The organism is Candidatus Tisiphia endosymbiont of Oplodontha viridula, assembly GCF_964264865.1.
Taxonomy (GTDB): Bacteria; Pseudomonadota; Alphaproteobacteria; order Rickettsiales; family Rickettsiaceae; genus Tisiphia.
In genome coordinates this window covers 1280326-1306088 of sequence record NZ_OZ183486.1, presented here as the reverse complement: position 1 = coordinate 1306088, position 25763 = coordinate 1280326, and the positions used below count along the sequence as shown (strand labels likewise).

The following is a 25763-nucleotide window of genomic DNA, read 5'->3' as shown; positions in this document are numbered from 1 at the left end:
AATTGGATTTGAAAATGAATGGTGAGCATGTTAGGCGTACATATAGTATAGTTACGCATGCGAATCCATGATATTTTCAAAAAACAATTTTTCAAAGCAGAAGAGTATACTTAAATTAACGTCATAATGACGTCAGTATGATATCAAAATTATGAGACATAGAGCGTGACAAAAATTATTAATTCTAAATATAAGGCTAGCAGAAGACTTGGTGTAAGCCTGTGGGGCGATAGTAAAGATGCCTTCAATACAAGAAATTATCGTCCTGGTCAACATGGTCAGAATAGTATGGTTAAAACTTCTGATTATGGTATACATTTGAAGGCTAAACAAAAACTTAAATGCCATTATGGTAGAATTAACGAGAAGCAATTTAGAAATACTTTTACTCTCGCACAAAAAATGAAAGGCAATACGGGTGAAAATTTTATAGCCCTGTTGGAAAGAAGGCTTGACGCTGTTATATACAGAATGAATATTGCACCAACGATTTTTGCTGCAAGACAATTTGTTACCCATGGTCACATTAAAGTGAATGGTAAAAAGGTTAATATCCCAAGTATAAGACTAAAAGAAGGAGATGTCATCGAGCTAAAGGAATCAGCAAAACAAATCCCTGTAATACTCGAGACAGCTAGTAAACAAGGAAAAATTGTACCAAGCTATTTAACTTTTGATTCCAATTCATTGTCTGGTCAGTTTGTCAGAATCCCAGTAATTTCTGATGTTCCGTACCCATTTGAACCAGAAGTACATTTAGTAGTTGAACTCTATTCAAGATAATTAAGAGACTAAATATCATCCCTGCTTCGGTGCAGCTTACTCGCCATGTTATCACCATGTAGGCAGGGGGCTATAATACTTAACACATCCTTCTAGGCTATTTTTTTAGATATTAGCCTATGTTGGGATGACAATTCATATTAAAATCTGATCCTGCCTTCCGCAGATTTTTTGATATTAGTTGTTATAAGTGGCATTAGTAAGGAGGTGAAGTGGTACTCTCGTTCTGTTGTGCCTAGTAGATATTTTATTATTGACTTTAACTGCGATGTTGTTTATTATTTAATTAATTGAATATAGCACCATATTTTATAGGCTAATATGTACATACGTCGTAAAAAAACTCCTAATAGTCCAAGGCAATCTATTCAAATAGTGGAAGGTTATCGTGATAGTAAAGGTAACGTCAAACAGCGTATAGTACGTCATTTAGGAGTCTTCGTAGATGAAGTAGAAGAAGCTAAATTAGTTGCCCTAGCACAAGATTTGATTGCCAAGATTAAAGCTGAGAGAGAAGCTGCAACTGGGCAGGGGAATTTGTTTACTGATGATACTAACAAGGTTAAAAGAGGTCGTCCAACTAACAAGCAGTTAAAAGATATTCTACCTGTTAATGAAGTAAAACTAAATGAGGTTGTAGAAGTCAAGCGAGTTGTTGAAGGAGTGCATCAAATAGGAGGGCATGTTTATGATCAAATGCATTTTAACCAGTTACTAGCAAGGAAACGTGACGCTGGGATGCTGAAGGATTTAGTGTTAGCCCGCATGGTAAGGCCAGATAGTAAAAAAGGGATAGTTGAGTATTTAAGCGATCAATTTGACCAGCATCATGATCTAGATGCTACTTATCGGATGATGGACAAATTACATGAGCAAATACCTAAAATTAAAGAATTATGCTTTAAAAACACCCTAACCCTGATTCCTAATAAAGAGATTAGCCTAGTATTTTTTGATGTTACTACACTATACTTTGAATCAGTAGAAATAGATGAGCTAAGAGCCTTTGGCTATAGTAAAGATCATCGCTTTAATACTACCCAACTAGTTCTTGCCCTAGCAACTAATGAGGATGGATTACCACTTGGCTATGAGCTGTTTAGTGGTAATACCGCAGAAGTTAGCACCTTAATTAAATCAATTAACAGCTGGCAAGCGTATCTTAAAGTTAAAGATGTCTGTTTTATTGCTGATCGTGCAATGTTTAGTAAAGCTAACTTGCAAGCTCTCGATGAAGGTGGTTATCGTTATATTGTGGCAGCAAAGCTTAAAACACTCAAGAAAGAAAAGAAAGAAGAAATATTATCAGAGGAAAACTATAAGCCTACTGTTATAGGCAATGATCTTACTTGGATTGCCGATCTAGAGCATGATGGTAAACGTCTAATTACCAGTTATAAATCTAAAAGGGCTATTAATGATGCACAGGAGCGACAAAAAATTTTAGATAAAATTAATAAGACTATTGGTGAGTCTGGTAGTACTAAAAAACTTATATCTAATAGTGGAGTAAAAAAATATACTTCTAGTGAAAATGGCAAGAGCTATATTGACGCAGAGAAGATAGAGCAGGATGCGTTGTGGGATGGCATGCATGGGGTAATCACCAATGACCAGACTATAACTCCACATGAAGCAATAGCAAAATATGCTAGATTATGGGTAATTGAAGAGCAATTTAGAATCAATAAACATAATTTACAAATGCGTCCAATTTTTCACTGGACTAAACAAAGGATAGAAGCACACATAGCGATGTGTTATATGAGTTTTGCAGTGCTTAAGACTATAGAATACAAGGTTGCTCTGACCCAAAAGATCAGTGTAACTAACATCGTTGAATTATTAATATCAGTACAGGCTTCAATCTTAAGACATACAAAGACTGGTGATCTTTATAGACTACCAAGTGCAATAAAAAACGAAGCTAGAAAAATCTATAAAACCTTTAACATCAAGCGTTCAGACCATGCTGAAATATATTTAAAATAACAAAATAATGTTGTGCCTAAATTTTAAAAATCCTAGCACTATGAGCCTTCTAAGCTTATGCCTTATTAAAAAATGCGGAAGTCGGGAGCTTACTCGCCATGTTATCACCATGTAGGCAGGGGGCTATAATACTTAACACATCCTTCTAGGCTATTTTTTTAGATATTAGCCTATGTTGGGATGACAATTCATATTAAAATCTGATCCTGCCTATAATAGCTTATTAGATATCTTTCGAAACTCGCTTATGCGCAAGGATTTAAAGAAGCCACGAAACCTCGACCCGCAGCGTACTCAAATGTGCGTGAGGAGCAGAGTACCGGGAGCATGAATAAATTACCAACAGAAGTAGAGTTTGCCAAAGATATCTATTGATTACCACGTTCCAACCAATGCCCTTCAGCTGGTGACAAGTCACTTGCCACAGCTCTTCTGTCATCAAATACAAAACATTCTCCTTGCCATAACCTATTACGATTATGGGTCACTTCTAAATATTGTAAAATACCACCTTTAAGATGGTACACATCATTAAAACCCAGTTTCTTCAAATAGGCTGTTGATTTCTCGCATCTAATCCCACCAGTACAAAACATTGCTACTTTTTTTCCAGCAAGTAATTCTTTATTCTGCTCTACCCATTTGGGAAACTGCTTAAACGTTTCTGTCTTCGGATCTATAGCCCCTTTAAAAGTACCTACACAAACCTCATAGTCATTTCTAGTGTCTACTAATACCACATTATTTTGGCTAATAAACTTGTCCCAGTCCTTTGGTTCAATATACTCTCCTTTAAGATTTGCAATATCAAGATCCCCAACTGTCATAGCAATAATTTCTTTTTTCAGCTTTACTTTTAATTTTTGAAAAGGATGGATATCACAATAATTTATTTTAATATTTACATCTTCCGCAGATGTAAGTTTTATAATTTCATCTACTAAAAAATTTACCTCTTCTTTTGTCCCAGAAATTGAACCATTAAATCCTTCTGGAGCTAAAAGAATAGTACCCCTAATTCTTCTTTTTTTACCAATAAGTAAAATCTTTGGCAGCAAAATCTCAAGGTTTTCTAGGTTAGTAAAACTATAAAAACTTAATACTGCTATTTTAAAATCATTATCCATACTGACTTCATTACTACTAATTTTCAGATTTGGTAACTGGCAAGGCTATAAACATAGAAACACCCCGTCTCTGTACCAACAAGATTATATTTTGCTTTTTAATAGATTGGGCATTGTCATACAATACATTTAATTGATCTATAGAAGCTATAGGTTGTTGATTGCTCGCTATTACTAAATCACCAATTTTAAAACCATAATTTTTTCCATCTTTTGCGATATCAGTTACAATAATGCCCTCAACTTTACTTTTAATGGCAAATTTTCGTTTAAGATTATCTGTTAAATTGCTAAAAGTAACATTATTTTTCACAACAGAAAATTTATTATCAGAAGTTTTATCGCTTACCTTGTCGTTTACTTTTTTAGCTTCTATATCCTCTTCACTACTAATCTTGCCACTTAATTCTTGATTTTTGCCATCGCGTACAACGATAATTTTTACCTCTTGATCCACGGTAGTTTCAGCAACCATTACCTGCAATCTCCTAGAATTTTTTACCGGTTGTCCAGCAAATTCTATTATCACATCCCCAGGTTTTATACCAAATTTATCAGCTGGACCATCTTTTTGTACTTCCACTACTAACGCTCCCGAAGCTTCTTTTAACTCAAACCCTTCAGCTATTTCATTAGTTACTTCTTGAATTACTACCCCAAGCCTACCGCGATTAATTTTTCCATTTTGCCTTAGTTGGTCAATAATTGATTTAGCAGTATTAGATGGAATAGCAAATCCAATACCAATACTAGTCCCAGAAGGTGAAAATATTGCTGTATTGACTCCTATAACTTCACCATTAATATTGAACATTGGTCCACCGGAATTACCATTATTAATAGCCGCATCAGTCTGTATAAAATCATCTACTATACCGTTAGTGTTATCAATATCACGTCCCTTTGAAGATATAATACCAGCAGTTACTGTTCCTCCAAGTCTACCAAAAGGATTACCAATAGCAATAACCTGATCTCCTACCCTAGCTTTACTGGAATCACCGAATTTTACAAAAGGCAAAGGAGTTTCAATCTCAATTTTTAAAAGAGCAAGATCAGTTTTTTTATCACTACCTACCAATTTAGCTGATAGCTCCCTATTATCCGTTAATTTTATGTGAATCTCATCTGTATTTGCAACTACATGATGGTTGGTAACAATAAAACCTGTAGGATCTATAATAAAACCAGAGCCAAGGGGAACAGATTTAGGATTGGAATACATCTCATCAAAATCAAAAGGTAGATTAAAACGCTCCAAAAGTTCATTAAAATGATCAAATGGAAAACGCTCGAAAGACTTTTTATGAGAATCTTCTGATTTTTGGTTATATTGTACTGTATACACATTTACCACAGCTGGAATAAGTGGCTCAACAATGTCTGCAAAACTATAATTATGGGATTCAGGTATCTTTATTGGCACTGACTGTAAATTACTAGATTCCTCAGGAGTAATTTTGCTTGACTGAATATCTTTAGCAAAAACAGAAGATGCCAACCACATAGTCATCAGAAAAGTGGCAATTAAATACTTAATTAAATACCTTAGTAAATTGTTAAACTTACAAATATTTTGAACCATATCATCTACCTAATTACTAGTCATCCTATTTACCCAAATTTAGATATTTAAATAGCTCTGCTTCCGGAGACAACACAAAAGAAGTATCATCTTTCTTTAAAGTATTTTTATATACTTCCAAGGATCTATAAAATTTATAGAATTCTGGATCAACAGAATAAGCAAGATTATATATCTTAGCTGCCTCCATGTCACCATCACCTTTTATGATTTGAGATTGCATATAAGCTTCAGCAAGTAATATTTTACTTTCTTTGTCAGCTCTTGATCTTATGCGAGCCCCTTCTTCTTGGCCTTCAGCTCTTATTTGGGTAGCTTCTTTTTCACGAGCAGTTTGCATGCGGCGATAAATTGCTGCACTATTCTCCTTCGGTAAATCAGCTCTTAAGATTCTAACGTCAATTACATCAAGTCCAAAATTCTTTGCTTCCTCATTAACCTGATTTAAGATATTTGACATTATGTCAGACCTTGCACTTGTAAGAAGACTAGTCAAAGGTAATCTACCTATAACTTTTCTCATTGAAGATTCTAGGTTTTTATTAAGTCTAATTTTAACACCTTGGTAGTTATGTACAGTTTTGTAAAACATCACAGGATCAACAATACGAAATTTGGCAAAAGCATCTACGATTACCCTTTTTCCATCAGAAGCAGTTAGCTCTTTTGCTTCTGCCTCTACATTTAAGATACGTTTATCAAAAAATTCAACATTTTGAATAAATGGAATCTTTATATTTAATCCTGGACTTTCAATGGTCCTCATTGCCTCACCAAATTGAAATACCACAGCGGAATGGCGTTGATCAACAGTAAATAAAGCACTGGTAACTGATAATAATAATCCGAAAACTACGAAACTTATATAATAAATTGTCTTCATCCAGCACTACTCCTTAATTTTATTTTGCTGAATTGCCATATGTGGCAAAACACCATTAGTACCCATAATAACTTTGCTGGTATCCGTTAGAATATTTTCTATAGCTTCTAAGTAAAGGCGATCCTTAGTTATTGACTTATTAGCAACATATTGTGTATATACAGCAGCAAACCTTTTGCTGTCTCCTTCAGCTCTTGAGATAACCTCTTGTCTGTAACCTTCTGCTTCTTGAACAATTTTAGCCGCCTGCCCTCTAGCTTTAGGTAAAATATCATTATTATAGGATTGTGCTTGATTTATCTCACGTTCTTTATCAGCTTTAGAAGTTTGTACATCCCTGTAAGCATCAATTACTTCAGCTGGCGGTTCAGCTTTTAGTAACTGCACTTTCTCAATACCAACACCAGCATTATAATGATCAAGTATTTTCTGTGTTAAAGCTTCAATCTTATTAGTGATTTCTTGTTTTTGGTCTGATAATATCGAAGAGATAGGAGTATTGCCTATAACTTCTCTTATAGCACTTTCAGCAGCTGTTTTTACAGAATCTTCTGGATTAACAATATTAAAAATATATTTTTCTAAATCAGTAATATGCCACATTATATCACAATTTAGTGCAACAATATTCTCATCGCCAGTAAGCATAGTACTTTCAGCAGCCACAGCTTTGGTGTTGTCCATATTAGACCTAAGGCTACTTGTTGATCTATAGCCGATCTCAATTCGGCGAGACTGGTTTACCTTCTCAACTACTACCTGTTCAAACGGTAAGGGAAGGTGATAATTCAAACCAGGGAATCCTTTACGAACGAACTTACCAAACCTCATTACTGCAGCTTCCTCTCCTTCCTTAACTTCATAAACTCCGGAGGCAAACCAAACAGCAACTAACGACAACAAAACTAACACCATTATGTTATTGTTGAAGCCAAACTTATTATAGAAATCATTAAGGTTAAACTTATTTTTTTTCCTTGGTCTAGTAAATATATTATATTCACTTTTTTCTTCCTCTTCAGAATCTCCCCAAGGGGATTTTTTTAGAACTTGAGTATATATTCGATTAAACATTTTCTGCTATTGCTATTTTGTTAATTTGTATACTATATCACTAAATATAGTTAGCACTAATACTATTTGATAAAAAAATTTAGTACATATATTATATCTTGTATATCTAACCGCGTCAAGGCTCGTTACTAAAAAATCAACACCTGTATTATAACATTTCTAGCATCTGAGGCTTATGAAAATATAGAAGTACTAGAACTACATGAACCTACTACTAGATTAATGCTAAAATTACTCCTGAAGTAAGTAGAGTGTAAATTGTAAGCAGTGTTTGATCCTCTATTGTAATCACATCTGACCTACCTCTTGCAATAGTAAAACCCTGATGAGGTATGGATTGTGGGGATTAAACTATGAACTTATACCATTTCCCAAAACTAAATTGCTACTCGGAGTACGAGTGTCGAACACCGGAGTGCATAACTGTCGAAAGTTAGTAAGATTTTTGCCATAATAGTTAATCCTATTTCAAAAAAATCTTATAATTTGCAGCTAAAAAGTTAAAATAGAGTAATTTAAATTTTGTTCAGAGCCTAGATATATGACACCAGTTCATTTCATCTTCCTAAAAATACAATAACCAAAACTACTCCACTGAAAGTTCAGAACAACAAAAATATTAACCATCAAAAACTATAATAACAATTTTAGCGACTGTTACTAGATTAACATTATTCTAAAAAACTTAAAAAATTCCCTTTACTCTGCGGAAAAATAATTGTATTCATGCAAGATGATACTACGTGGTGTGGTGTTCAGCACCGAGGTTAGAAGACAATCGAACAAATTACAATCTAACCTCAGTGTCTATTTTTCGCAAAACAAAAAACAGGAGTTAATTTTATGACTAACGATGTTAAAAATCAACCACAAAATAATTTTACAAATGAAAAAATAAATAATATCATTAATATTGCGGCACAAATATTTAAAGGAGTTTTGCAGAGCAATAATATAACTTATATAGAATTTATCGCAGTTCGTATAGGTTTAGAAGGAATTGAAATACTTAGCAAAGTTTTAGAAGATAATAAGCTTATAACCGCAATACGTCTTTGCAACAACGATATTGACCTTGAGGAACTAACTATGCTTCAAACCGTTAGAGAATAATCATAGTGTGATTAATATAGATATTGGGTTTAATAATATTAGGTGTTCAGGGGCTAATCATACTAGCTGAATTTCTAGCAAGTGATAAAACCATAAAGCAAATAAGTCTTATAGGCAATGATATTGGTGATGAAGGGGCGGATATACTGGCAGGAGTTCTAACAAATAATGAAAATTGTAAAGCAAGTGGATATTGGTAGCAATAATATTACTGATAAAGGAGTAATAACACTGGTGAGACTTCTAGAGTTTAATAATAAAATTACAAGCAAAATAATAATAGAGTTCACAGATTATGACAATGAAAATATTAGTTATCAAGTAGAAGAGCTGTTAACTGAGACTCTAGAAAGCCATAACAAAACTAGGGGTAGAAAATATTTTATTTAATTTAATGTAGAATTAAAATAACGAAAGAGGCATTTTATGGAAGATATTGAAAATTGGCAGATAAAGTTTAAATCTTGCGAATATTCTGCTAAGTTACTTAGTAAATTGATTTCACTAAATGAAAAAGTAACTCACCCAGTAGATATCAGAGAAATTATCAAAGCTATCTATTATGCTAAGAAATATCATGGTAGTCAAATGCGGCAATCAGGTGAACCATGTTACTCACACCCGATTGAAGTAGCTTATATGTTTGCTAGCTATACAGCTCAAGCAGTTCACCAATTGTTTAACACTAACATGATCGTTACCAGTTTACTACACGACACGATCGAAGATACAAAACTTACCGAAGAGATGATTACTCAAATTTTTGGGAGTCTAATTGCTAGCCAAGTGGAAGCTCTAACAAGAATCAAGCCTTATGGCAAGATTAGTGCTAAAGAGACTCTAGATTTATTAATTCAACAAGAAAAATATGATGTAGCATTGATTAAAATTTTTGATCGCATTCACAACTTACAAACTCTAGGAGCTAGATCACCTGAAAAGGCACTGAAGGTAGTTAAGGAAACTATAGGATATTTTATAACTCTTTGTATTCGCTTAGAAATACCAACAGCCGAGCAACAATTAGTAAATCTATGTTACAAAAATTTGCCTATTAACTCCATACCGGCTCTAGACTATACAGTTTTTTGAGTGGATGATTTTAGCTATTTTCGTCAGGTTTTCAAAATGCAATAATCCGTAAGTAAAACCAATGATTATAGGAATTATAATAAACCATATTCCCCAATTGCCAAAACACTCAACAAGGTAGACAAAACCAAAAGCACTAATAACATATATCATAGCACGAGATACAGAAAATGTCATGCTAGCATAGGTAAAACGTTTAAATATAGGAAAGCTTTTTAAACAAATAGGAGTAGCAGGGTTTAAGCATTGTTTCCATAAGACTATAAAAAATTGAATAAAAAATAACTGATAAGGAGAATTAACATTATTCAATAAATACGGACAAAATATCATAAAAATAGAAAATATTAGCAGTGTAATTTTTATGATTAATAATGGATATACTTTTAAACTTAAATACCATAATATTAATGTGATTAACAACTCCATTATACAAACAATAAAATTATGCTTAATAATTTCGGGTACTGTGTAACCAAAGCTAGTTTTTAAAATATTACCACAATATATATAAATAAAATAAACACATACCGGTAAGGCACATTGTAGTAAAAAGAAAGCTATTACAGTTTTGTTATTAACTTTTTCTTGCCAAATAGGATCGTTTTTTAAAATATTTATATCTGTATTAGTTGTTTTAAAAACTTTCTTTATTCGACGTTTGGCATCGGCAAATTCTGGGGCTTCTCTAAGTTTTTTTCTTGCAACAGAACCAACAAATGCAATTATTGCACCAATCCAAAATGCTATACGCCAATTAATACCATAACAAACAACAAGTGAAGAAATTGCCAAAGCTCCTACTGTTCCTAGGACAGCACAAGCCCCTATCAATCCAACACTTGCATATTGTATTGGGGGCGCAAGCATTTCAGTTAAATAAAGTTCTGCCCCTACTATTTCGCCCATAGAAGACATACCTTGAACAGCCCGGCAGATAATCGCTATCCAAACCGCTACGATTCCTACTTGTTCGTAAGTAGGAAGATTAGCCATAACAACGCAAGCAGATGACATCATGAAAGTTGTGATGATAACTGTTGATTTACGCCCTATATTATCACCTATCCATCCAAATATTAAAGCCCCTAATGGTCTAAGTAGGTAAGTTGTACAAAAAGCACCTGCAGAATACAAAGCAGTAGTGTGTGGATCAGTTTTGGGAAAAAATAATTCATTAAGAACCCCTGCCATATGAACGTAAATCATCAAATCAAAATATTCAAGGAATGTGCCTATTGATAGTAACCTCACAGCTTCTTTTTGTTCTTTGTTTAAACTTCTTTGTTCTTGAGGATACCCTATCATTTTTCTTACCATCAATAGCTTGACTATTAATGATAGCAAGAAAAAATAATATTAAAAGTGAAATAATAATTTTCAGTTGACAATATCACCGAATATTTAATAAAGCCTAAATAGTCTAGGAGATACCTCTTTGACATATTCACTATATATTTCAGGATAATCACCTTTGAACTTTGGTAGGTCAAAGGTTTTGTGGGTAGCATGCTTCCACGATACAAGAATATGATCACCTTTTTTTAGGTAAACATGGAATTGCATATAATTCATCACTTCTAACTTTAAGCTATCTTCCTTGCAGAGTAGCTGTTGATGTATCTCTTCCAGCTGATTCAGCTCTTTTACTTTTTCAGCTATTGCATCATTTGCTTCAATAATATTTTGGCTATCAACATTATTGCTAGAAATAGCGTAGTGTTTCCTTGCCTGCTCAACAGTTTGGGGCATAGTTTGGGACACAGTTTGTGGTATTACCTCAGGGGTAGTGGAAGTCTGTTTTATAAAGAACGCCGTAAAACCCATATGTCTTTAGCGTGTGGGATGTAAGGCGTTACTTACCTTGAGTTTCAATATATCGTCTAATTGTATCGGCATTAGCTTCGCCAATCGAGCAAACAAAATAACCATCCGACCAAAAAGTATTTTCTTTCCAAAATTGTTGTTTTAAATATTCATAGTGTAACTTCCATATTCTGTATGTAGATATTGATTTTAAGCGATTAACAATAGAACTAATGGCAAATTGAGGAGTGAATATATAAATATGATCTTGGTCAGTTTCGATGATGTCGATCGAGAAAGAAGAGTTTTTAGATACCTCAAAAATAATTTGTTTAATATTATCTGAAATCGCTTTGGACAAAAGCTTTTTTCTATATTTACAAACAAATATTAAGTGTATTTTTATGCTGTATTTACATCTGTTTTTTGAAATATAGTTTGACATCATACCACAAATTATTATACTATATGCTATGATAGTATAATTTAATAATAATGCAAACTAATTTCGCTTACAAATATCGAATATATCCGACTAAAGAGCAAAAGCAATTACTCTCTAAACACTTTGGTTGCGTGCGTTTTGTATGGAATTATTTTTTAAACGAAAGAAAGGAACACTATTTAAAAAATAAAGAAGAAATAGAAGCAAAAAGGATAAAAGGTAATTTAAATTATTACGATAATGCCAAACAACTAACCTTGCTAAAACGAGAAAAAGAGTGGTTAAGAGATTGTAATTCTCAAAGTCTACAAGCAACCTTAAAGCATCTTGATAGTGCTTATAGAATGTTCTTTAGGAAGACTCATGCTTTTCCTAATTTTAAGGATAAAGATGCTAAGCAGTCTTTTACAATTCCACAACATTTTAAATTAGAGGATAATAAAATACACTTTCCTAAATTTAATGAGGGAATAAAAGTTGAAGAACATAGAAAATTACAAGGTAAATTTGTAGTAGCAACATTATCTAAAAGCACTACAAATAAGTATTACATTTCTATCATTGTTGAGAAAGAAATACAAACCTCTTCGTTAATAGAAAAATCAATAGGTATCGATTTAGGAATAAAAGACCTAATAATTTGTTCTGACGGTAAGAAGTATCACAATATCAGATCATTATCTAATTTAGAGGACAAGTTAAGATATAAGCAAAAACAATTATCAAAAAAAGTAAAAGGAAGCAATAACAGAAAAAAAGCTAAGCATAAAGTGGCTATTGTTCACGAGAAAATTAAAAATACTAGAAGCGATTATATTCATAAAATTACTAAAGCAATTATCAACGAAAACCAAGTAATAATTGCAGAAGATCTACATGTTAAAGGTATGATGCGAAACCATAAGTTAGCTAAAGCAATTAGCGATGTAGCGTGGCATGAGATACATAGACAACTTGAATATAAAAGTAAGTGGAATGGTAGAGCCTATCATATAATAGATCGGTTTTTTCCTTCTAGCAAAATGTGCAGTTTTTGTAATTTTGTTAATGATCAACTGATGTTAAATGATAGAACATGGAATTGTCCAAGTTGTGGTACTCAATTAGACCGGGATTTAAACGCATCAATAAATATACTAAATCAAGGTCTAAACAATTTACAGGCGGTAGGGATTACCGTCTAAAGCTTGGGGAGCTGCCCGTTCTAACAAGGAGCATTGAAGCAAGAAGCCAAATGGTCTTTAGCCGTTTGGTAATTCACTAAGCAAACTTTCGGTTTCATCTTCTGCCGTAATATCTGATAGGTGCAAACTAGCTAGCGAGGTTAGGCTTTGGCTTAAATCTTTACTGCTCTCAAGACTACTTAGTTTGTCAGAACTATTAACAGAGATGATGTATTTTAGCTTTCTAACATTATAAGTAATTCTTTTTATTAGGTTCTTCAGATTATCTCTACCAACTCGGCTACCTAAGTTCCAAGGCAAGACTATATAATTACCCTCGTCCTCAGAACTCATGGCTATTTTAGTGAAAGGATGCCCAGTACCCAAATAAAAGCTTAGTGCTGCTTTAGAAAATTCTATAATTTCAGTGCCGCTCGCAGTGATTATATGCAGTTCTGCTTTTTCTACCTGATTCGGTATGAAAATCTTATCGCCTAAGTGAAATTTAGCGATATCCGGTAAATGATCACTATTACTTGAGTAAACATTTTTCATGATTTTCGATATCTTATGACTTGTTAAATTTGACAGTAATTTTTCGTATTTTTTGCATATAATCCCCTGTAGTATCTGTATTGTAGGGTAATTATTATATCATAAAAAATCACAATTTGCATTAAGTGTTGTGATATTTTTACATCATATTTTCACTAATATAAGTTAAATTGTTTTTCAACTTAACTTAGCAAATATTTGTTACTCAAAAACTATATAACAAAACAAAAAAACTGTTGCCTGTTAAAGGTTTTTATGTCAAAACACATTAAGGAACTCTCTAAAATTAGGTAGGTAAAATGACTACTAAACATTTGAAGCATGACCAAATTTTTCGCAAAGTAATGGAAAATCCACTAGTAGCACATGAATTCTTAAACGCTCATTTGCCTAAACATATTAAAGCTCTGATAGATTTTCCTAGTTTAAAATTTGAAAACACCAGTTTTATAGAGCAAAATCTAAGAGATTCTATCTCTGATGTGTTATTTTCTGCTAAGTTTGATGGTAAGGACGGTTATCTGTTTTGCCTTGTTGAGCATCAAAGTTCGGCTGATCATTTTATGGCATTCCGTTTGTTACGATATATGGTAAATATCTGTGATAGATATTTAACTACAAATTCTAAGGCAAAGTCTTTGCCATTAATATACCCACTAATATTTTTTAATGGTGCGGGGAATTATAATGCCTCTCGTAATTTGTGGGAACTTTTTGAAGATAACCTACTAGCTAAAGAGATTTGGACAAATGATTATCAAATAGTTAATGTTAATGATATTCCTGATGAGCAGTTAAAGCAAAGGGTGTGGTCTGGGATATTTGAGTTTTTTGCAAAACATATAAGAGAACGCGATCTACTTACAAGATGGCAAGAAATAGCCGATATGTTACCTGAACTAGTCAAGGTAAGTATTGGCTATAACTATATAGAGCTGCTACTATGCTATACGTTGACAAGAATAAATAAAGAGGATAAACTAGAATTAGAAAAGCTATTAACAAGTAAGTTAAATCAGGAAACAGGTACAAGTCTTATGGATAGTTTGGCACAACATTGGGAACAAATAGGAGAAGCTAAATTAATAAGAATGTTAATGAGTAAAGGAAGGTCTGTTAATGAAATAGCTGCAATGACTGGCTTACCTATCAGTAAAATTAACGAGCTATTAAAAATGGATATTCAAGGGGAAAGTCCGAAATAATAGAAACAATAAAAAATGCCTTAGAAGGATAGAAGCTACTTGGTAGGTAATCAATATTTGTTAAATTGAAACTATAAAATTCAATTTAGACTTTGTCATGTAGCTGTATAATGCGAGAATCGTTATTTATTGTTTTTGGTTTACTAGAGAAAAAACATGAAGGTATAAAGTTCTTGGTATAAAGCAACCTTTCTAAAAACGAGGACTCCACCGGCATTGTTGCAGTAGTTTTATTAATAAAGTGGACGGCTTTTAGCAAAATATATTTTTCTCTTTCATTTACAACAAAAGCAGCCTTTTCCTCAAAATACTTTTTGTTAAGCTTTTCGGGATTAAGCATATACCATTTTTGGTCTCGCTCAGATTCTTCCAATTTTTGATAGTCTTTAGGCTGGAGATCAAAAAAATCTGATTCTAATATCTCTGCTTTTGCGTATTCATAGAGTACTTGGATTCCTCTACCTACTTCTAAAAAACCAAACATAGTACTTATATTTTTAATTTCTTTAAGGAATAGAAAAATGATATCAACATTATTACAAGTAATAGGAAACTATTTTTTTAAGAGTTTTGCAAGCATAATATTGAACAAACAAATAAATGGAGTTATATATACATGATACAACCCTTGTATTTTATTCATAATTCCTAATCAAAGAAATTCCGTCTCAATTCTACCAACCATTGGTGACATTAACCGGTATTGCTCCTCCGTTCTAATTTGCACCTCAGTGGCAGTCATTTCTTTATTTTCCTTCTGCATCCTAAATATATCGATATAGAATGCCTTATATATGGCATCGCGACATTGATTTTGTTCTATCTCAGTAGGTATAAGATTTTCCATACCAGTTAGGGGCATTATTTTATCCGCCATGCCATTATGGTAAAAGTTAACACTACCCAGAGGAGGCGATGGAATCGCCTCCTCGCAATGACCTTGGTTATTTTTCTGCAACTTTTAAACTGTCATGATGAATTCTAAAACCGCTGCCTCTTTGAACTTTCGACAGCTCTGACCTACGATTCCTGAAGACGACAACGCAATTCTTGATTTTCATCGAGTATACCCTGCAAGGTCTTTTGTTTATCTTACTTTACCCATTCTAGCTGTTGGTATAGGTTTTACTGCTACAGGTTTTACTATAGGTTCTAACAATATTTCTTTAATTTTTAGGCTTTCAGCTACAACCTTTTCTGTGTCATCTATCTTAGCCAATTTTTCAGGAGTAATTTTATGCATCAAATGCTTCGATAAACTAGGGAGTCCTATTTTTTCACAAAAATTTGCTGCCTTATAACATATCTTCTCTACATTAGTTAAATTAGGGGTCGTCATTACCATTAGTTGAACTGTCTCTGCAACATCCCTAAGATAATATGGATCTTGCTTTATTTTCTTAACATCTTCATCAGTAAGGTAATTTTCTTTTTTAAGATGGGTCAATAATTTGTCATAAAAATTCTTTAGTTTTGCCATAACATTCTCGTTACTTGCTGTTACTGTTTCTTTTATGAAATCCTCAACTTTCTTTCCAAAAGATTCAAGACGTTTGTCTATATCTGCAACATATTCTGTTGGGTTCAAACTTGTTACACTTTTTTGAACCTTCGACACCGAGACTTCTACCTCTTGCCATTTACCATCTTGACTCTTTTGCCATTGTTGTTCTTGAACAGTTGTTGTTACAGGTTGAGCAGGCACTTTAATTTGATAATCATGTTCGCTAGCCCACTGTAAAGCACTTTTTCCTTCAATTTTAATATTATAGTGAGCTGCATAGGCTACCGGGTCTTTAATAAGAGATTTAGCAAAAGTTTCTAACCACTGACCGTTTTTAAATTCAGGCGATACATCACTAAATTTAGCCACTATGTCTGCTGCTCTTGCTACCTCTTTCATATTATTGAGGTTTTCCTTGATATGTTCTTTATAAAATGTGCTTAATTCATTAAAATCATTAATTTGCTTTTCTTCAAATTTATCACCTTCAAATCTAGCTGTTACAACGAGACCTTTTGGAGAGAACCCATGTTTTTTCAATTCATCAACTTTTTGATCAATTATAGCATCTATCTGCTGATCATCTAACTGACCTATCATTTGCTTTAATGCTTCACTATATTTTTCAATGTTAAATGATAAATTACCTGCCTTAATAGCTTCAGTATAGTTAACTCCCTTATGTGAAAACATTTTATGTGTTGCCTCAATCATAGCACCAAAATCTTGGTGAAACATTGCAAAAGATCTACCGTGATCTATTTTAGTTACAGTCTTCCCATCCTGCACCATCAAATTACCGGCATGATAATCCAATTCCCCTAACATATGACAAGCAGCAATAACCTTTTCAAACCCTTCTAATTCTTTTAATTTTTGATCATTTTTTCCAATGCTAGTAGTATAAGTACCCTTAGCAAATTCTGCAAGCTGTACCACGTTATCAAAAAATTTAGAACGTATAGCAATGAATGGTGACTTGACCTGATCATATACTACTAATGCCTCTTTAGGGGTACGATCATATAATAAAAACTGATACATAGAAGAACCGATTAACTCCCGCACACCATCATTCCGATCTGCTAAAGCTTGCTTTTGCTGTTCGTTTGTTTGTAGGTTGAAACAATTATCATGCTGTTTATAGAAACTTTTTAACATGAAAATATTCTGTGTTTCTTTTTCTTCAGCAACATATCCAGCAGATACACCAGCTTGCTTATGTCCCTTTGGTAAAAAATCCCCCTGTTGAGCTTTTGTTCTATCTCGTAGCATAGTTTCGAGCGGTATCCTTCTTGATTTTTCTAACTTTTTTGCTAATACTGGCTTATTTTCTTTAGCTAATGCATCCATAAGCGGAATATCTATTAGTTCTCTTAGTGATTGGTTTTGATCTCCAGGAAAAGTTTCTTTTATTACCTTTAATGCTTCACCTACAATGTATTTAGAATGTGTAAGTTTCCGCATTTTCTTTCTATACAAATCAATATTGGATTCTGATGGCTTTTGAGCAAGTGCTATCACGCTACTAGCAAGCTCTTCACATTTTTTAGAGATTCTAGTATTTATATCTGAATCTTCGCCTTTTGACTTTGCAAGTGTTATTAAAGTTGTAAATAATTGAGTATGTAAAGATTGTTTAAGTTCTTCTTGATTTTTTGCCATAAAGATCCAATTTTTATAATTTATAATTAATTGTTAACTGCAGTTAATCTAAAAAAACCTTTTGTAGCGGTTTATTTGCTAAATTTTCTTCAGTTAAAAAATCCTTCTTTAAATGCGTAACCTGATTATTCAATAATCTTAATTGTAAATAATCATTAATTGCTTGGGTAAATTCACCAAGTTTGTTCCGAAAAAAATGATCGGCTCCTTGGATAATCTTATAGTCGACAGTTATATGTTTCTGCTTAGATAATTTATCTACTAGTTCAAGCACTGATTCTTCAGATACAATACTATCATTGTCACCTTGTATTACAAAGCCAGAAATAGGACATTGAGACAAGAACGAAAAATCATATTTATTCACTGGCGGAGATATCGCAATAAAATTATTAATCTCTGGTCTTCTCATGATAAGTTGCATGGCTATCCATGCTCCAAAAGAAAACCCCGCTATCAAATTTAGACTGCTAGTAGGATTGTTAAGTTGCAGCCAATCAAGTGCTGTTGCAGCATCAGTCATTTCGCCAATACCATTATCAAACTCTCCTTGGGAACGTCCAACGCCCCTAAAATTAATTCTGAGTACTGTGAATCCATTAGCTACTAATGATTTATAGACATTATAAACCACTTTGCTATTCATAGTGCCACCGTAAAGCGGATGCGGATGTAATAATAAAGCAAGGGGAGCTTTAGGATTACTAGATTTAGTATAAAGCCCTTCGATCCGACCGGCAGGACCATTAAAAAAAACGTTAGCCATAATTATAACATATAATATATCAATTTATATCGATCACTAAGACCAAAAAATAAAATTATAACATGCCATTTTATAGATTTCAAGATAACTATATATTAGTAATGTTACAAGACCGACTTTTAAATTCTCCTAGATATCAATTAGTATTTCCGCTAGGTTCTTATTATGCAAATTTGTACGTTTAAATAACCATGAAGAATATATTAATTATTAAACTATTACTTTTATTATTTACGATTAAAACCGCTTTGGCACAGCCATTGTCAATTGATAGCATATATCAAAATTTATTAGTAACATCTCCAAAATACAATAATATCACTTATAATAAACCTTCAACCAATTATTTAGTACCAAATCATTGGTTGCTGCAAACGCCAAATATTTGGGGTGCTGCTTTAGAAGAATATGGAGAAGGGCTTACGTCAGTTGCAGATAACGTGATAGATGCACAATTTTTTGTCCCAACATGCCGTACTCAATCAGATTGTCGTGGAATCAGTACTTGTCGGACTGCTGATTTTACTTTGGATAATAGAACATTATGTTTAACAAATGCATATAATGTGTTAAACACTATGTATAATACAATTATTAATGCTACTACATCTGTAGATATTACAACTCTTGATAGAAATTACTTTAGTTCAGGAGCATTTACTGCTATGTTGAAAAATGCTATAATAACGCTAGGTAAAAAAAGCATTAATTCTCCTCATCTTATAACTATACGCTTATTATATGGTACGTATAAAGAAGTCCCACCTGAATGGATGAAAAGCTATTTAAATAATATTATTTCTAAATTACCAGCCAATAATAAACTAATTATATCAATTGCTAATATTAGGTCATGTACATTTAAATCCAATTGTGGAAATCAAGAGAAACAACATGATATCTCTCTTGATTTCTCTTGGAATCATGGCAAAATTATTGCGGTGGATGGTAATACATTAATCACTGGTGGAGAAAATTTATTTGGTCAGGATTACACTCAAGCAGAGCCAGTTAATGATGCCAATATTAAAATATTTGGACCTGTTGTAAATGGGGCAACAACTTATGCTAATATATTATGGAAATATGTACAACATCATCGAGATATAGCAGTAAACCGTTGTTATACATATAAGAAGGGGTATATTTCAACAAAATGTGCTAAAGCTATTTCCTTAAATAACGAATTTAATATTAATAGTTCATTACCTGTACAGGCAATGTTTATTAGTAAATTGAACAATGGAGTTGGCATTGGTGATGATGCTGATCAATCAGAAATTGCAAGGGTATTTGCTCTAAAAAATGCTACTCGCTCTATCAAAATTAGCCAACAAGCCCTATTTTTTAAAGAGAGTAATTATCCACTGCTAGATAAAGTACTGCCACCAATTAGTACTGTTAATGGCAATATTATTCAAGCAATAGCATATGCTATACATAATAATGCAGTAGATACATATATAGTGACCAGCAACTTATTCAGATTTAATTACTCAGATCATGTAGATTTACAATATTTATATGATTATATACTTAATACGATAGTTTCTGACTATCATGTTGAGAGTAAAGTAGCCGAACAAGAATTAAAACAGCATCTCCATCTTGCTTATATAAGTTATAATCATAGTATTAATACCAATGCAAGAAGCCATAATAAGTTTTGGATAGTAGATGACAAAGTTTTTTATTTTGGTAGTCATAATTTTTACCCAACATCATTACAACAATTTGGCATTATTGTAGATAGTATAGAAGCTAGTAAAATATTATTGGAAACCTATTGGAATCCTATGTGGGAATATTCTGCTAAATATACTGCTCGTAAATGAAGAGTTGATAGACGATAGTATAACTTCAAGAAGAGCTAGGCAGTAGCAAAGTCGAGCAGCAGAGCGTACATGAGTAACGGAGCAGCTTCGATCTTTAGACACGACAACGCCAATTCTTGAAGTTCTACCTAAGTATATAACTTCAGAATGAATAAAGGTTGAACTGTTAGTTCAATTCATTAAACTCTACTCTAGCAAATAATTTTGTTTGAAGTAGAGAGAGTTCAGAATGATCTTTTGAACCTTCTTCTGCTAATTTATTGGCTTTAGTTAAAAGGTCTAAATCTCTAGCTAGATCAGCAAAAAAGAATCTTATTTCACCACTTTGCTTTGTTCCTAATATTTCTCCGCTACCTCTTAAGAGTAGATCTTGCTCTGCTATATAAAAACCATCATTGCTGTTTCTCATCACTTCAAATCTAGATTTTGCAACCATACTTAATTTTTGAGGATCATATAGAAGAATACAATGAGATTGTAAAGTTCCACGTCCAACTCTACCTCTTATCTGATGTAACTGAGCTAAACCAAACTGTTCAGCATTTTCTATTACGATTAAGGTTGCTTCTGGTACATCGATACCCACTTCAATTACAGTTGTAGCAACCAAGATTTTAATATTACCATTCTTAAATTGGTGCATAATCATATCTTTTTGCTCATTTTTCATTTTACCATGTATAGTACCTGTAATGCTAGGGTAGGCATTCTCAATGGTAACTAGTCTAGTATTGATGTCGATTAATCCTGTATTTTTTGCCTGTGTTGTTAACTCTTCATCATTTTGATCGATAAGGGGACATATCCAGTAAATTTTCTCTCCAAATTTTAGCTTTTTATCCAAAACTGAAATTACATCATTTAGCTTGGTCTTTGGCAATATGCTAGTAATAATTGGTAGTCGATTTTTTGGTTTGCTTGTTAATTTAGCAATATCCATATCTCCAAACATGGTCAAAGTAAGACTTCTAGGAATAGGGGTTGCGGTCATCACCAAAACATCGGGATGCGAGGCTTTGTTAATTAAATCCAACCGTTGTTGTACACCAAATTTATGCTGTTCATCAATGACGATATAACCTAAATTTTTAAAGTTTACTTTTTCTTGAAATAATGCATGAGTACCAATTAATATATCAATATCTCCGTTTTCTAGACTTGATAGAACTTTGTTTCGTTCTTTGCTAGATATTTTTCCAGTAAGTAAACCAAGCCTTATTCCAGTTTCACTTAAGGCTTTAACGAAGAATTGGTAATGCTGGTTTGCTAATAAATCGGTAGGAGCCATTAGTGCAGCTTGAAATTTATGGTATGCTACAGTGACCATTGTCAATAAAGCTACTAAGGTTTTACCAGAGCCAACATCGCCTTGGAGTAAACACATCATTTCTGTAGGAGATAATTGATGTTTTTCAATTGCTTCGATTACTTTTTTTTGGTCTAGTGTGAGTTCAAAGCCTAATGTCTTAAGTATTGATTGTTGTAGCTGACTAGACCCTGTAAATGAATTACCTTGTTTTAATTTTGTTTGCTGGCGGAGATATTGTAATGAAATTTGATTAGCAAAAAGTTCTTTTTCTGCCAATCGTCTTAAGGCTTGAGTATGTAATTCTTCTAATTTCTTAGTTTTAACCTGATATAAATGTAAAGTTTTTAAATCTTCTAATAATGATTTAGTATAGTCCTTTACTTCTTGAAAACTCTCAGGAATACAGCACCACTCTTTTTCAAACAAATCAAGCCCCTTTATTATATAGGAATAAAGTTGCTTATTAATTATCCCATAGGTCAAAGGATATATTGGTTCTAGGGGGCTGGTAAGTTTTTGATCCAAAATAAATATTGGGTGGGATATTTGAGGTAAGCTAGAAAAAACTTGTACCTTACCATTAATTGTATGTTTACTGCCTATTGTAAGTTTACTTAGGATAAAATAAGAGGGTCTATTAAAAAATATCAGCAGAATTGAGCCAGTTTCATTATATCCTAAAATTTTCAAAGGCTGTTTTTTGTTCTTAGGCACAAGAACTTCTTCAATTGTTATTTCAGTTTGAATTAACTGACCATTTTTTAGTGAAGATAAATTTGGTGAAATTATTTTAACTTGATAAGAAGTAGGACTATAAAATAACAAATCTCTTAAATTGATTATTCCCAATCTTTTAAGTCCAATAATTATATTATCACTAACGTTAATACGTGATTTAATTGGTAAGAAAAAAAACTTACTGATAGTTAACATATATTTTTTTAATTAGTATAATCCTATATCAACTTTAATATTTTCAATTTTTTCTAGCTCTGCTTTCAGATTTCTTTTTACTTCTTCAATTTTACGATATTTTTCTGCTATTTCTTTTTGTTTCTGTAGATCAAATTCTCCTGATTGAGTTATTGGGATTTTGACTTTAACATTTTTGATAATTTCAACAGTAACTCTTTTATTATCAGTACCTTTTGCATAAGTTTTTAGGTTTTCAGTCAAATAGGAATATACATATTCTAAAGAAATATTTGGTATTTTGGTTATTAATGCTCCGCAATGTGTTGTCATGGAAAATTTACCGTTACGCACAAATACTGTGCCAGCATAAATTCCGTCTGTTGTCCACGTTAAGCATTCGCAACTCATCTTCGAGACGAAAAAGTGCTTGAAACGTCTAAAGAATCAGGTTCGCAGTGGTTTTGGTATGAAGTTTGTAGTCATGTAAACATCACTTTTCTACTTGACATACTAAAAATTAGTCAACATAATGCTTCTTATGTGTATTACCATTGTTTTGTTTCAAATAAAAACTCTTGTCATTAAAGTACACTTTTATCAGTATTTCTTTATTATAAAATTCCACAGGTGAAAAAATGTAGTCAGTAACGAGAATTTAATTCTACACTCCACTCGTCGCATAATACTCACGTTCTATAGCATAATTTCTGCTCATATTTATCTCGAAGATGAGTCGCAATCATAGTCATAGCTATCAATGTAACCAATAATACCTCGATCAATTGTTTGTGCTGAATATAGGGGATAATCACCTTTATGATTTTTGACAAAAATATTTGTATATTTTGCTAACCCTTTTTTAATTTTAAAAATATTAGCTATTGACAGTTCTTTATAAAGAGGAGAGTAGGTCTCTATATGAAATTCATCCTTTATTTCTATAGATGCATTATTTAATGATTGAGATGTGTCTTCAAGTATAGAGCTAAACTCTATTGTAGAAATTAGATTAAACTTATCTATTGCTCCAAGTTCTATCCTTTCCTCTTCACTCCAATTGCAATCAATATTCCAATCTCTTAAATTATTTTTAAACCATTCAACTTCCAGTATTTTGCATCTCTTATCATGATTAATTTTAGCAAAATATTTTTTATTTCCTTTAAAAGCATTGTATAAATTGACTGCCTCTTTTAGATCATCTTGCTCAATATCAAATCTATAAATATCTCTACTCTCTCCAATTTCACTTACTAAATAAGTAAATACTGGGTCAGTTTGTATTTCAGTAGTATTATTCTTCTTTGTTAATGCTAAAATGTATGTTTTTTTACTAATTGTAAAAAATGTTTTAACAGGCAATGAAATTATTGCATCAATATAGCAAATATCTAAAATATATTGTCTTAAATTTTTATCATTTTGCCTGTTAAACATTCCTTCAGGTACAATTATAAAAGCCTTGCCATCTAGTTTTAAAGCTTTTATAATCCATTCCACAAACAAACCTTCAACACCCATTGCATTGATTTTGTAATGGTTTTTTAGGTTCGTTTTGGCAATTTCTTCCTTAAAATTACTACTTCCATCACTAAAATAAGGAGGATTTGTCAGAATTAGATCATACTGGTTTTCAACAATTTCTGATAATGTACCTAGTATTGATTCCCTCTTTAAAATAAAGCTTTCATTGAATATATTAGCAAATCCTTTTGTAAGCCCTGCATTATCTTTTATAAGGTCACAAAAATAAATCAGCATATTTGCCTTTGCTAAGATAATTATTCTTTGTGCATCTTTATCAAAACCTTTATCAAAACCAACTATTTTTACCTTTTGTTTTATTTCACCATTTTCAATAGTGAATAATTTATCAAGTTTATCTTTTATAAATTCCAAAGGAAATTTTCCGACACCACAAGCAGGGTCACAAATTGTCATGCCTTCTTTTAATGTACCTTCTGCCATTTCATTCACTGCACGCACCACTTTGATCGGTGTAAAAAATTGTCCCAAGTGCTTTTTACTGGTACTTGCCTTTAAAAAACTTTCAAATAATTTGCTTTTAAAATCATGATCAATATGTTCAAGTTTACCATAGTTTCTAAACTTTTCTAAAACTTTTTTAAAGACAGTTCCGTATCCAGTAATGGCTTTTTGATCTTCACTTACAAATATAGTGCAATTTATAATCGTTGTTTTATCTATAGGATTTTCTGGAAATAACTCTTTTATTTTGGGTCTTATAATATTTGCATAATGTTGTAGTACATCGTTATATTCATCATATTTGTACATATCTATTAATTTATCAAACGAATAAGTACCAGTTAATATATTTAAATCGCTCAAATATTTGAATATAAACAACTCAACAAAACTATATAAGCAATTTTCAGGAGTTGCACCACTTACACTCCAAATATCTTGCCAAATTTGTTTGGAAAGATCTGTTGGATTGACTAGTTTTTTAGGTAAAATCCTATCATTTTTTTCATTTATCGATTGTATTATTTCTGTAATAATTTTTTGTAAATTCTCATCTATTGGATTAAATTTATATTTAAAAGCATTACCATTCGCATCTTTAATATTATTTCCAGTTGCAACATTAATCCAAAGCGTTTCTTGAGTATCAGTTGCAATTATTAGCTTGGTTTTTAACTTCTTTGCAACTTCAATTCCTTGTAAAATAGCCTGATTTTTCTTGTCAACTGTATTAAATTGCTTAGGATGTTTATATTCAACTATTGCTATAACTTCCTTTTGCTTTACAATAATTGCATCAACTTTTCTACGTTCAACACTTCCATAATCTATACTTCTTATTATATCATATTTTTTCAAAGCACTAATAGTTGTTGCACCAATATTATAAAAATTCCAAGTTCCTATTTTCTGAGGATTTTTAATTAAGTTGCGTTGCAGTAATTCTTCACTCATAAT

At 32.3% G+C, this 25763-nt stretch carries 25 protein-coding genes; 10 read left to right on the top strand and 15 right to left on the bottom strand.

Translation table 11 applies throughout. The features are described from left to right. Window positions 1–165: 165 nt before the first annotated feature. Together rpsD and ACFEL1_RS06365 are read left to right on the top strand one after the other, a co-directional pair. Window positions 166–783 carry a 30S ribosomal protein S4 gene (rpsD, locus tag ACFEL1_RS06370; protein WP_375330841.1) on the top strand — a complete coding sequence of 206 codons (618 nt, stop codon included), beginning with the start codon at window positions 166–168 and terminating at the stop codon, window positions 781–783. A 321-nt stretch (window positions 784–1104) separates the two neighbouring features. Further along, on the top strand, window positions 1105–2775 hold the full coding sequence (locus ACFEL1_RS06365; RefSeq protein WP_375330840.1) for an IS1634 family transposase: 1671 nt from the start codon (window positions 1105–1107) through the stop codon (window positions 2773–2775). Window positions 2776–3143: 368 nt separating this feature from the next. Here ACFEL1_RS06365 and ACFEL1_RS06355 read toward each other — a convergent pair whose 3' ends face one another. From ACFEL1_RS06355 to hflK, 4 genes are read right to left on the bottom strand one after another with little or no spacing between them, the layout of a single operon-like run. After that, the gene (locus ACFEL1_RS06355; RefSeq protein WP_342278938.1) at window positions 3144–3902 is read right to left on the bottom strand and encodes a rhodanese-like domain-containing protein; all 759 of its coding nucleotides are present in this window, start codon (window positions 3900–3902) and stop codon (window positions 3144–3146) included. A gap of 16 nt (window positions 3903–3918) precedes the next feature. Further along, on the bottom strand, window positions 3919–5487 hold the full coding sequence (locus ACFEL1_RS06350) for a Do family serine endopeptidase (RefSeq protein ID WP_375330839.1): 1569 nt from the start codon (window positions 5485–5487) through the stop codon (window positions 3919–3921). 25 nt (window positions 5488–5512) lie between these two features. Continuing rightward, window positions 5513–6370, bottom strand: a complete 858-nt coding sequence (gene hflC, locus ACFEL1_RS06345; RefSeq protein ID WP_341755183.1) for a protease modulator HflC — start codon at window positions 6368–6370, stop codon at window positions 5513–5515. Window positions 6371–6376: 6 nt separating this feature from the next. Further along, window positions 6377–7444 (bottom strand): FtsH protease activity modulator HflK, encoded by a 1068-nt coding sequence (gene hflK, locus ACFEL1_RS06340; RefSeq protein ID WP_341763004.1) that lies wholly within the window; start codon window positions 7442–7444, stop codon window positions 6377–6379. 843 nt (window positions 7445–8287) lie between these two features. Between hflK and ACFEL1_RS06335 the strand changes: the two genes are divergently transcribed. From ACFEL1_RS06335 to ACFEL1_RS06320, 4 genes are read left to right on the top strand one after another with little or no spacing between them, the layout of a single operon-like run. Next, a complete protein-coding gene (locus ACFEL1_RS06335; RefSeq protein WP_341761970.1) occupies window positions 8288–8557 on the top strand; it encodes a hypothetical protein in 270 nt (89 codons plus the stop codon). Window positions 8558–8580: 23 nt separating this feature from the next. Continuing rightward, the gene (locus ACFEL1_RS06330) at window positions 8581–8757 is read left to right on the top strand and encodes a hypothetical protein (RefSeq protein WP_341763002.1); all 177 of its coding nucleotides are present in this window, start codon (window positions 8581–8583) and stop codon (window positions 8755–8757) included. Continuing rightward, the gene (locus tag ACFEL1_RS06325; protein ID WP_342278939.1) at window positions 8726–8947 is read left to right on the top strand and encodes a hypothetical protein; all 222 of its coding nucleotides are present in this window, start codon (window positions 8726–8728) and stop codon (window positions 8945–8947) included. The genes ACFEL1_RS06330 and ACFEL1_RS06325 overlap by 32 nt, the downstream gene beginning before the upstream one ends. Window positions 8948–8983: 36 nt before the next feature. Next, complete coding sequence (locus ACFEL1_RS06320) at window positions 8984–9649, top strand: HD domain-containing protein (protein ID WP_342278940.1); 666 nt, start codon at window positions 8984–8986, stop codon at window positions 9647–9649. Here the strand turns inward: ACFEL1_RS06320 and ACFEL1_RS06315 are convergent. From ACFEL1_RS06315 to tnpA, 3 genes are all read right to left on the bottom strand, one after another. Next, entirely contained in the window at window positions 9629–10957 is a 1329-nt protein-coding gene (locus tag ACFEL1_RS06315) for an MFS transporter (protein ID WP_375330838.1), read from the bottom strand. The genes ACFEL1_RS06320 and ACFEL1_RS06315 overlap by 21 nt on opposite strands. 96 nt (window positions 10958–11053) lie before the next feature. Beyond that, window positions 11054–11476: a hypothetical protein gene (locus ACFEL1_RS06310; protein WP_342278942.1), complete on the bottom strand. Its 423-nt coding sequence runs from the start codon at window positions 11474–11476 to the stop codon at window positions 11054–11056. Window positions 11477–11504: 28 nt separating this feature from the next. After that, complete coding sequence (tnpA, locus tag ACFEL1_RS06305; RefSeq protein ID WP_375330837.1) at window positions 11505–11900, bottom strand: IS200/IS605 family transposase; 396 nt, start codon at window positions 11898–11900, stop codon at window positions 11505–11507. A gap of 50 nt (window positions 11901–11950) precedes the next feature. Here tnpA and ACFEL1_RS06300 point away from each other — a divergent pair, with 50 nt between their 5' ends. Beyond that, window positions 11951–13084, top strand: coding sequence for an RNA-guided endonuclease TnpB family protein (locus ACFEL1_RS06300; RefSeq protein WP_342278944.1), 1134 nt, complete (start codon window positions 11951–11953; stop codon window positions 13082–13084). A 57-nt stretch (window positions 13085–13141) separates the two neighbouring features. On the opposite strand, the gene ACFEL1_RS06295 is transcribed toward ACFEL1_RS06300, so the two are convergent. Further along, window positions 13142–13618 carry a hypothetical protein gene (locus tag ACFEL1_RS06295; protein WP_342278945.1) on the bottom strand — a complete coding sequence of 159 codons (477 nt, stop codon included), beginning with the start codon at window positions 13616–13618 and terminating at the stop codon, window positions 13142–13144. A 299-nt stretch (window positions 13619–13917) separates the two neighbouring features. On the opposite strand from ACFEL1_RS06295, the gene ACFEL1_RS06290 reads away from it, so the two are divergent. Beyond that, window positions 13918–14823 (top strand): Rpn family recombination-promoting nuclease/putative transposase, encoded by a 906-nt coding sequence (locus tag ACFEL1_RS06290; protein ID WP_375330836.1) that lies wholly within the window; start codon window positions 13918–13920, stop codon window positions 14821–14823. An 85-nt stretch (window positions 14824–14908) separates the two neighbouring features. Here the strand turns inward: ACFEL1_RS06290 and ACFEL1_RS06285 are convergent, their stop codons facing one another. The 4 genes from ACFEL1_RS06285 to ACFEL1_RS06270 all read right to left on the bottom strand — a co-directional run bounded on the left by ACFEL1_RS06285 (window position 14909) and on the right by ACFEL1_RS06270 (window position 18758). Next, window positions 14909–15307 (bottom strand): hypothetical protein, encoded by a 399-nt coding sequence (locus ACFEL1_RS06285; protein ID WP_341761960.1) that lies wholly within the window; start codon window positions 15305–15307, stop codon window positions 14909–14911. Window positions 15308–15475: 168 nt separating this feature from the next. Next, complete coding sequence (locus tag ACFEL1_RS06280; RefSeq protein WP_342278947.1) at window positions 15476–15781, bottom strand: portal protein; 306 nt, start codon at window positions 15779–15781, stop codon at window positions 15476–15478. Between the two features lie 129 nt (window positions 15782–15910). After that, window positions 15911–17992, bottom strand: coding sequence for a hypothetical protein (locus tag ACFEL1_RS06275; RefSeq protein WP_375330835.1), 2082 nt, complete (start codon window positions 17990–17992; stop codon window positions 15911–15913). 43 nt (window positions 17993–18035) lie between these two features. Next, complete coding sequence (locus ACFEL1_RS06270; RefSeq protein WP_341761957.1) at window positions 18036–18758, bottom strand: alpha/beta hydrolase; 723 nt, start codon at window positions 18756–18758, stop codon at window positions 18036–18038. A gap of 191 nt (window positions 18759–18949) precedes the next feature. Here ACFEL1_RS06270 and ACFEL1_RS06265 point away from each other — a divergent pair, with 191 nt between their 5' ends. Continuing rightward, on the top strand, window positions 18950–20593 hold the full coding sequence (locus ACFEL1_RS06265; protein WP_375330834.1) for a hypothetical protein: 1644 nt from the start codon (window positions 18950–18952) through the stop codon (window positions 20591–20593). 166 nt (window positions 20594–20759) lie between these two features. On the opposite strand, the gene ACFEL1_RS06260 is transcribed toward ACFEL1_RS06265, so the two are convergent. Both ACFEL1_RS06260 and ACFEL1_RS06255 read right to left on the bottom strand, forming a co-directional pair. Further along, window positions 20760–22835 (bottom strand): ATP-dependent DNA helicase RecG, encoded by a 2076-nt coding sequence (locus ACFEL1_RS06260; protein ID WP_342278927.1) that lies wholly within the window; start codon window positions 22833–22835, stop codon window positions 20760–20762. A gap of 12 nt (window positions 22836–22847) precedes the next feature. Continuing rightward, the gene (locus ACFEL1_RS06255) at window positions 22848–23225 is read right to left on the bottom strand and encodes a restriction endonuclease subunit S (RefSeq protein ID WP_375330833.1); all 378 of its coding nucleotides are present in this window, start codon (window positions 23223–23225) and stop codon (window positions 22848–22850) included. 15 nt (window positions 23226–23240) lie between these two features. Between ACFEL1_RS06255 and ACFEL1_RS06250 the strand changes: the two genes are divergently transcribed. Continuing rightward, window positions 23241–23402: a hypothetical protein gene (locus ACFEL1_RS06250; RefSeq protein ID WP_375330734.1), complete on the top strand. Its 162-nt coding sequence runs from the start codon at window positions 23241–23243 to the stop codon at window positions 23400–23402. 132 nt (window positions 23403–23534) lie between these two features. On the opposite strand, the gene ACFEL1_RS06245 is transcribed toward ACFEL1_RS06250, so the two are convergent. Then, window positions 23535–25760 (bottom strand): N-6 DNA methylase, encoded by a 2226-nt coding sequence (locus ACFEL1_RS06245; RefSeq protein WP_375330832.1) that lies wholly within the window; start codon window positions 25758–25760, stop codon window positions 23535–23537. Window positions 25761–25763 lie beyond the last annotated feature (3 nt).

What these genes read in the sequence shown, in the direction of transcription:
- hflK (WP_341763004.1), bottom strand. Translation starts at nt 7,444, where the DNA reads ATGTTTAATCGAATATATACTCAAGTTCTAAAAAAATCCCCTTGGGGA.
- ACFEL1_RS06325 (WP_342278939.1), top strand. Translation starts at nt 8,726, where the DNA reads ATGAAAATTGTAAAGCAAGTGGATATTGGTAGCAATAATATTACTGAT.
- ACFEL1_RS06355 (WP_342278938.1), bottom strand. Translation starts at nt 3,902, where the DNA reads ATGGATAATGATTTTAAAATAGCAGTATTAAGTTTTTATAGTTTTACT.
- hflC (WP_341755183.1), bottom strand. Translation starts at nt 6,370, where the DNA reads ATGAAGACAATTTATTATATAAGTTTCGTAGTTTTCGGATTATTATTA.
- ACFEL1_RS06300 (WP_342278944.1), top strand. Translation starts at nt 11,951, where the DNA reads ATGCAAACTAATTTCGCTTACAAATATCGAATATATCCGACTAAAGAG.
- ACFEL1_RS06285 (WP_341761960.1), bottom strand. Translation starts at nt 15,307, where the DNA reads ATGTTTGGTTTTTTAGAAGTAGGTAGAGGAATCCAAGTACTCTATGAA.
- ACFEL1_RS06310 (WP_342278942.1), bottom strand. Translation starts at nt 11,476, where the DNA reads ATGGGTTTTACGGCGTTCTTTATAAAACAGACTTCCACTACCCCTGAG.
- ACFEL1_RS06245 (WP_375330832.1), bottom strand. Translation starts at nt 25,760, where the DNA reads ATGAGTGAAGAATTACTGCAACGCAACTTAATTAAAAATCCTCAGAAA.
- ACFEL1_RS06290 (WP_375330836.1), top strand. Translation starts at nt 13,918, where the DNA reads ATGACTACTAAACATTTGAAGCATGACCAAATTTTTCGCAAAGTAATG.
- tnpA (WP_375330837.1), bottom strand. Translation starts at nt 11,900, where the DNA reads ATGTCAAACTATATTTCAAAAAACAGATGTAAATACAGCATAAAAATA.
- ACFEL1_RS06350 (WP_375330839.1), bottom strand. Translation starts at nt 5,487, where the DNA reads ATGGTTCAAAATATTTGTAAGTTTAACAATTTACTAAGGTATTTAATT.
- ACFEL1_RS06275 (WP_375330835.1), bottom strand. Translation starts at nt 17,992, where the DNA reads ATGGCAAAAAATCAAGAAGAACTTAAACAATCTTTACATACTCAATTA.
- ACFEL1_RS06265 (WP_375330834.1), top strand. Translation starts at nt 18,950, where the DNA reads ATGAAGAATATATTAATTATTAAACTATTACTTTTATTATTTACGATT.
- ACFEL1_RS06255 (WP_375330833.1), bottom strand. Translation starts at nt 23,225, where the DNA reads ATGAGTTGCGAATGCTTAACGTGGACAACAGACGGAATTTATGCTGGC.
- ACFEL1_RS06335 (WP_341761970.1), top strand. Translation starts at nt 8,288, where the DNA reads ATGACTAACGATGTTAAAAATCAACCACAAAATAATTTTACAAATGAA.
- ACFEL1_RS06260 (WP_342278927.1), bottom strand. Translation starts at nt 22,835, where the DNA reads ATGTTAACTATCAGTAAGTTTTTTTTCTTACCAATTAAATCACGTATT.
- ACFEL1_RS06295 (WP_342278945.1), bottom strand. Translation starts at nt 13,618, where the DNA reads ATGAAAAATGTTTACTCAAGTAATAGTGATCATTTACCGGATATCGCT.
- ACFEL1_RS06315 (WP_375330838.1), bottom strand. Translation starts at nt 10,957, where the DNA reads ATGATAGGGTATCCTCAAGAACAAAGAAGTTTAAACAAAGAACAAAAA.
- ACFEL1_RS06270 (WP_341761957.1), bottom strand. Translation starts at nt 18,758, where the DNA reads ATGGCTAACGTTTTTTTTAATGGTCCTGCCGGTCGGATCGAAGGGCTT.
- ACFEL1_RS06320 (WP_342278940.1), top strand. Translation starts at nt 8,984, where the DNA reads ATGGAAGATATTGAAAATTGGCAGATAAAGTTTAAATCTTGCGAATAT.
- ACFEL1_RS06365 (WP_375330840.1), top strand. Translation starts at nt 1,105, where the DNA reads ATGTACATACGTCGTAAAAAAACTCCTAATAGTCCAAGGCAATCTATT.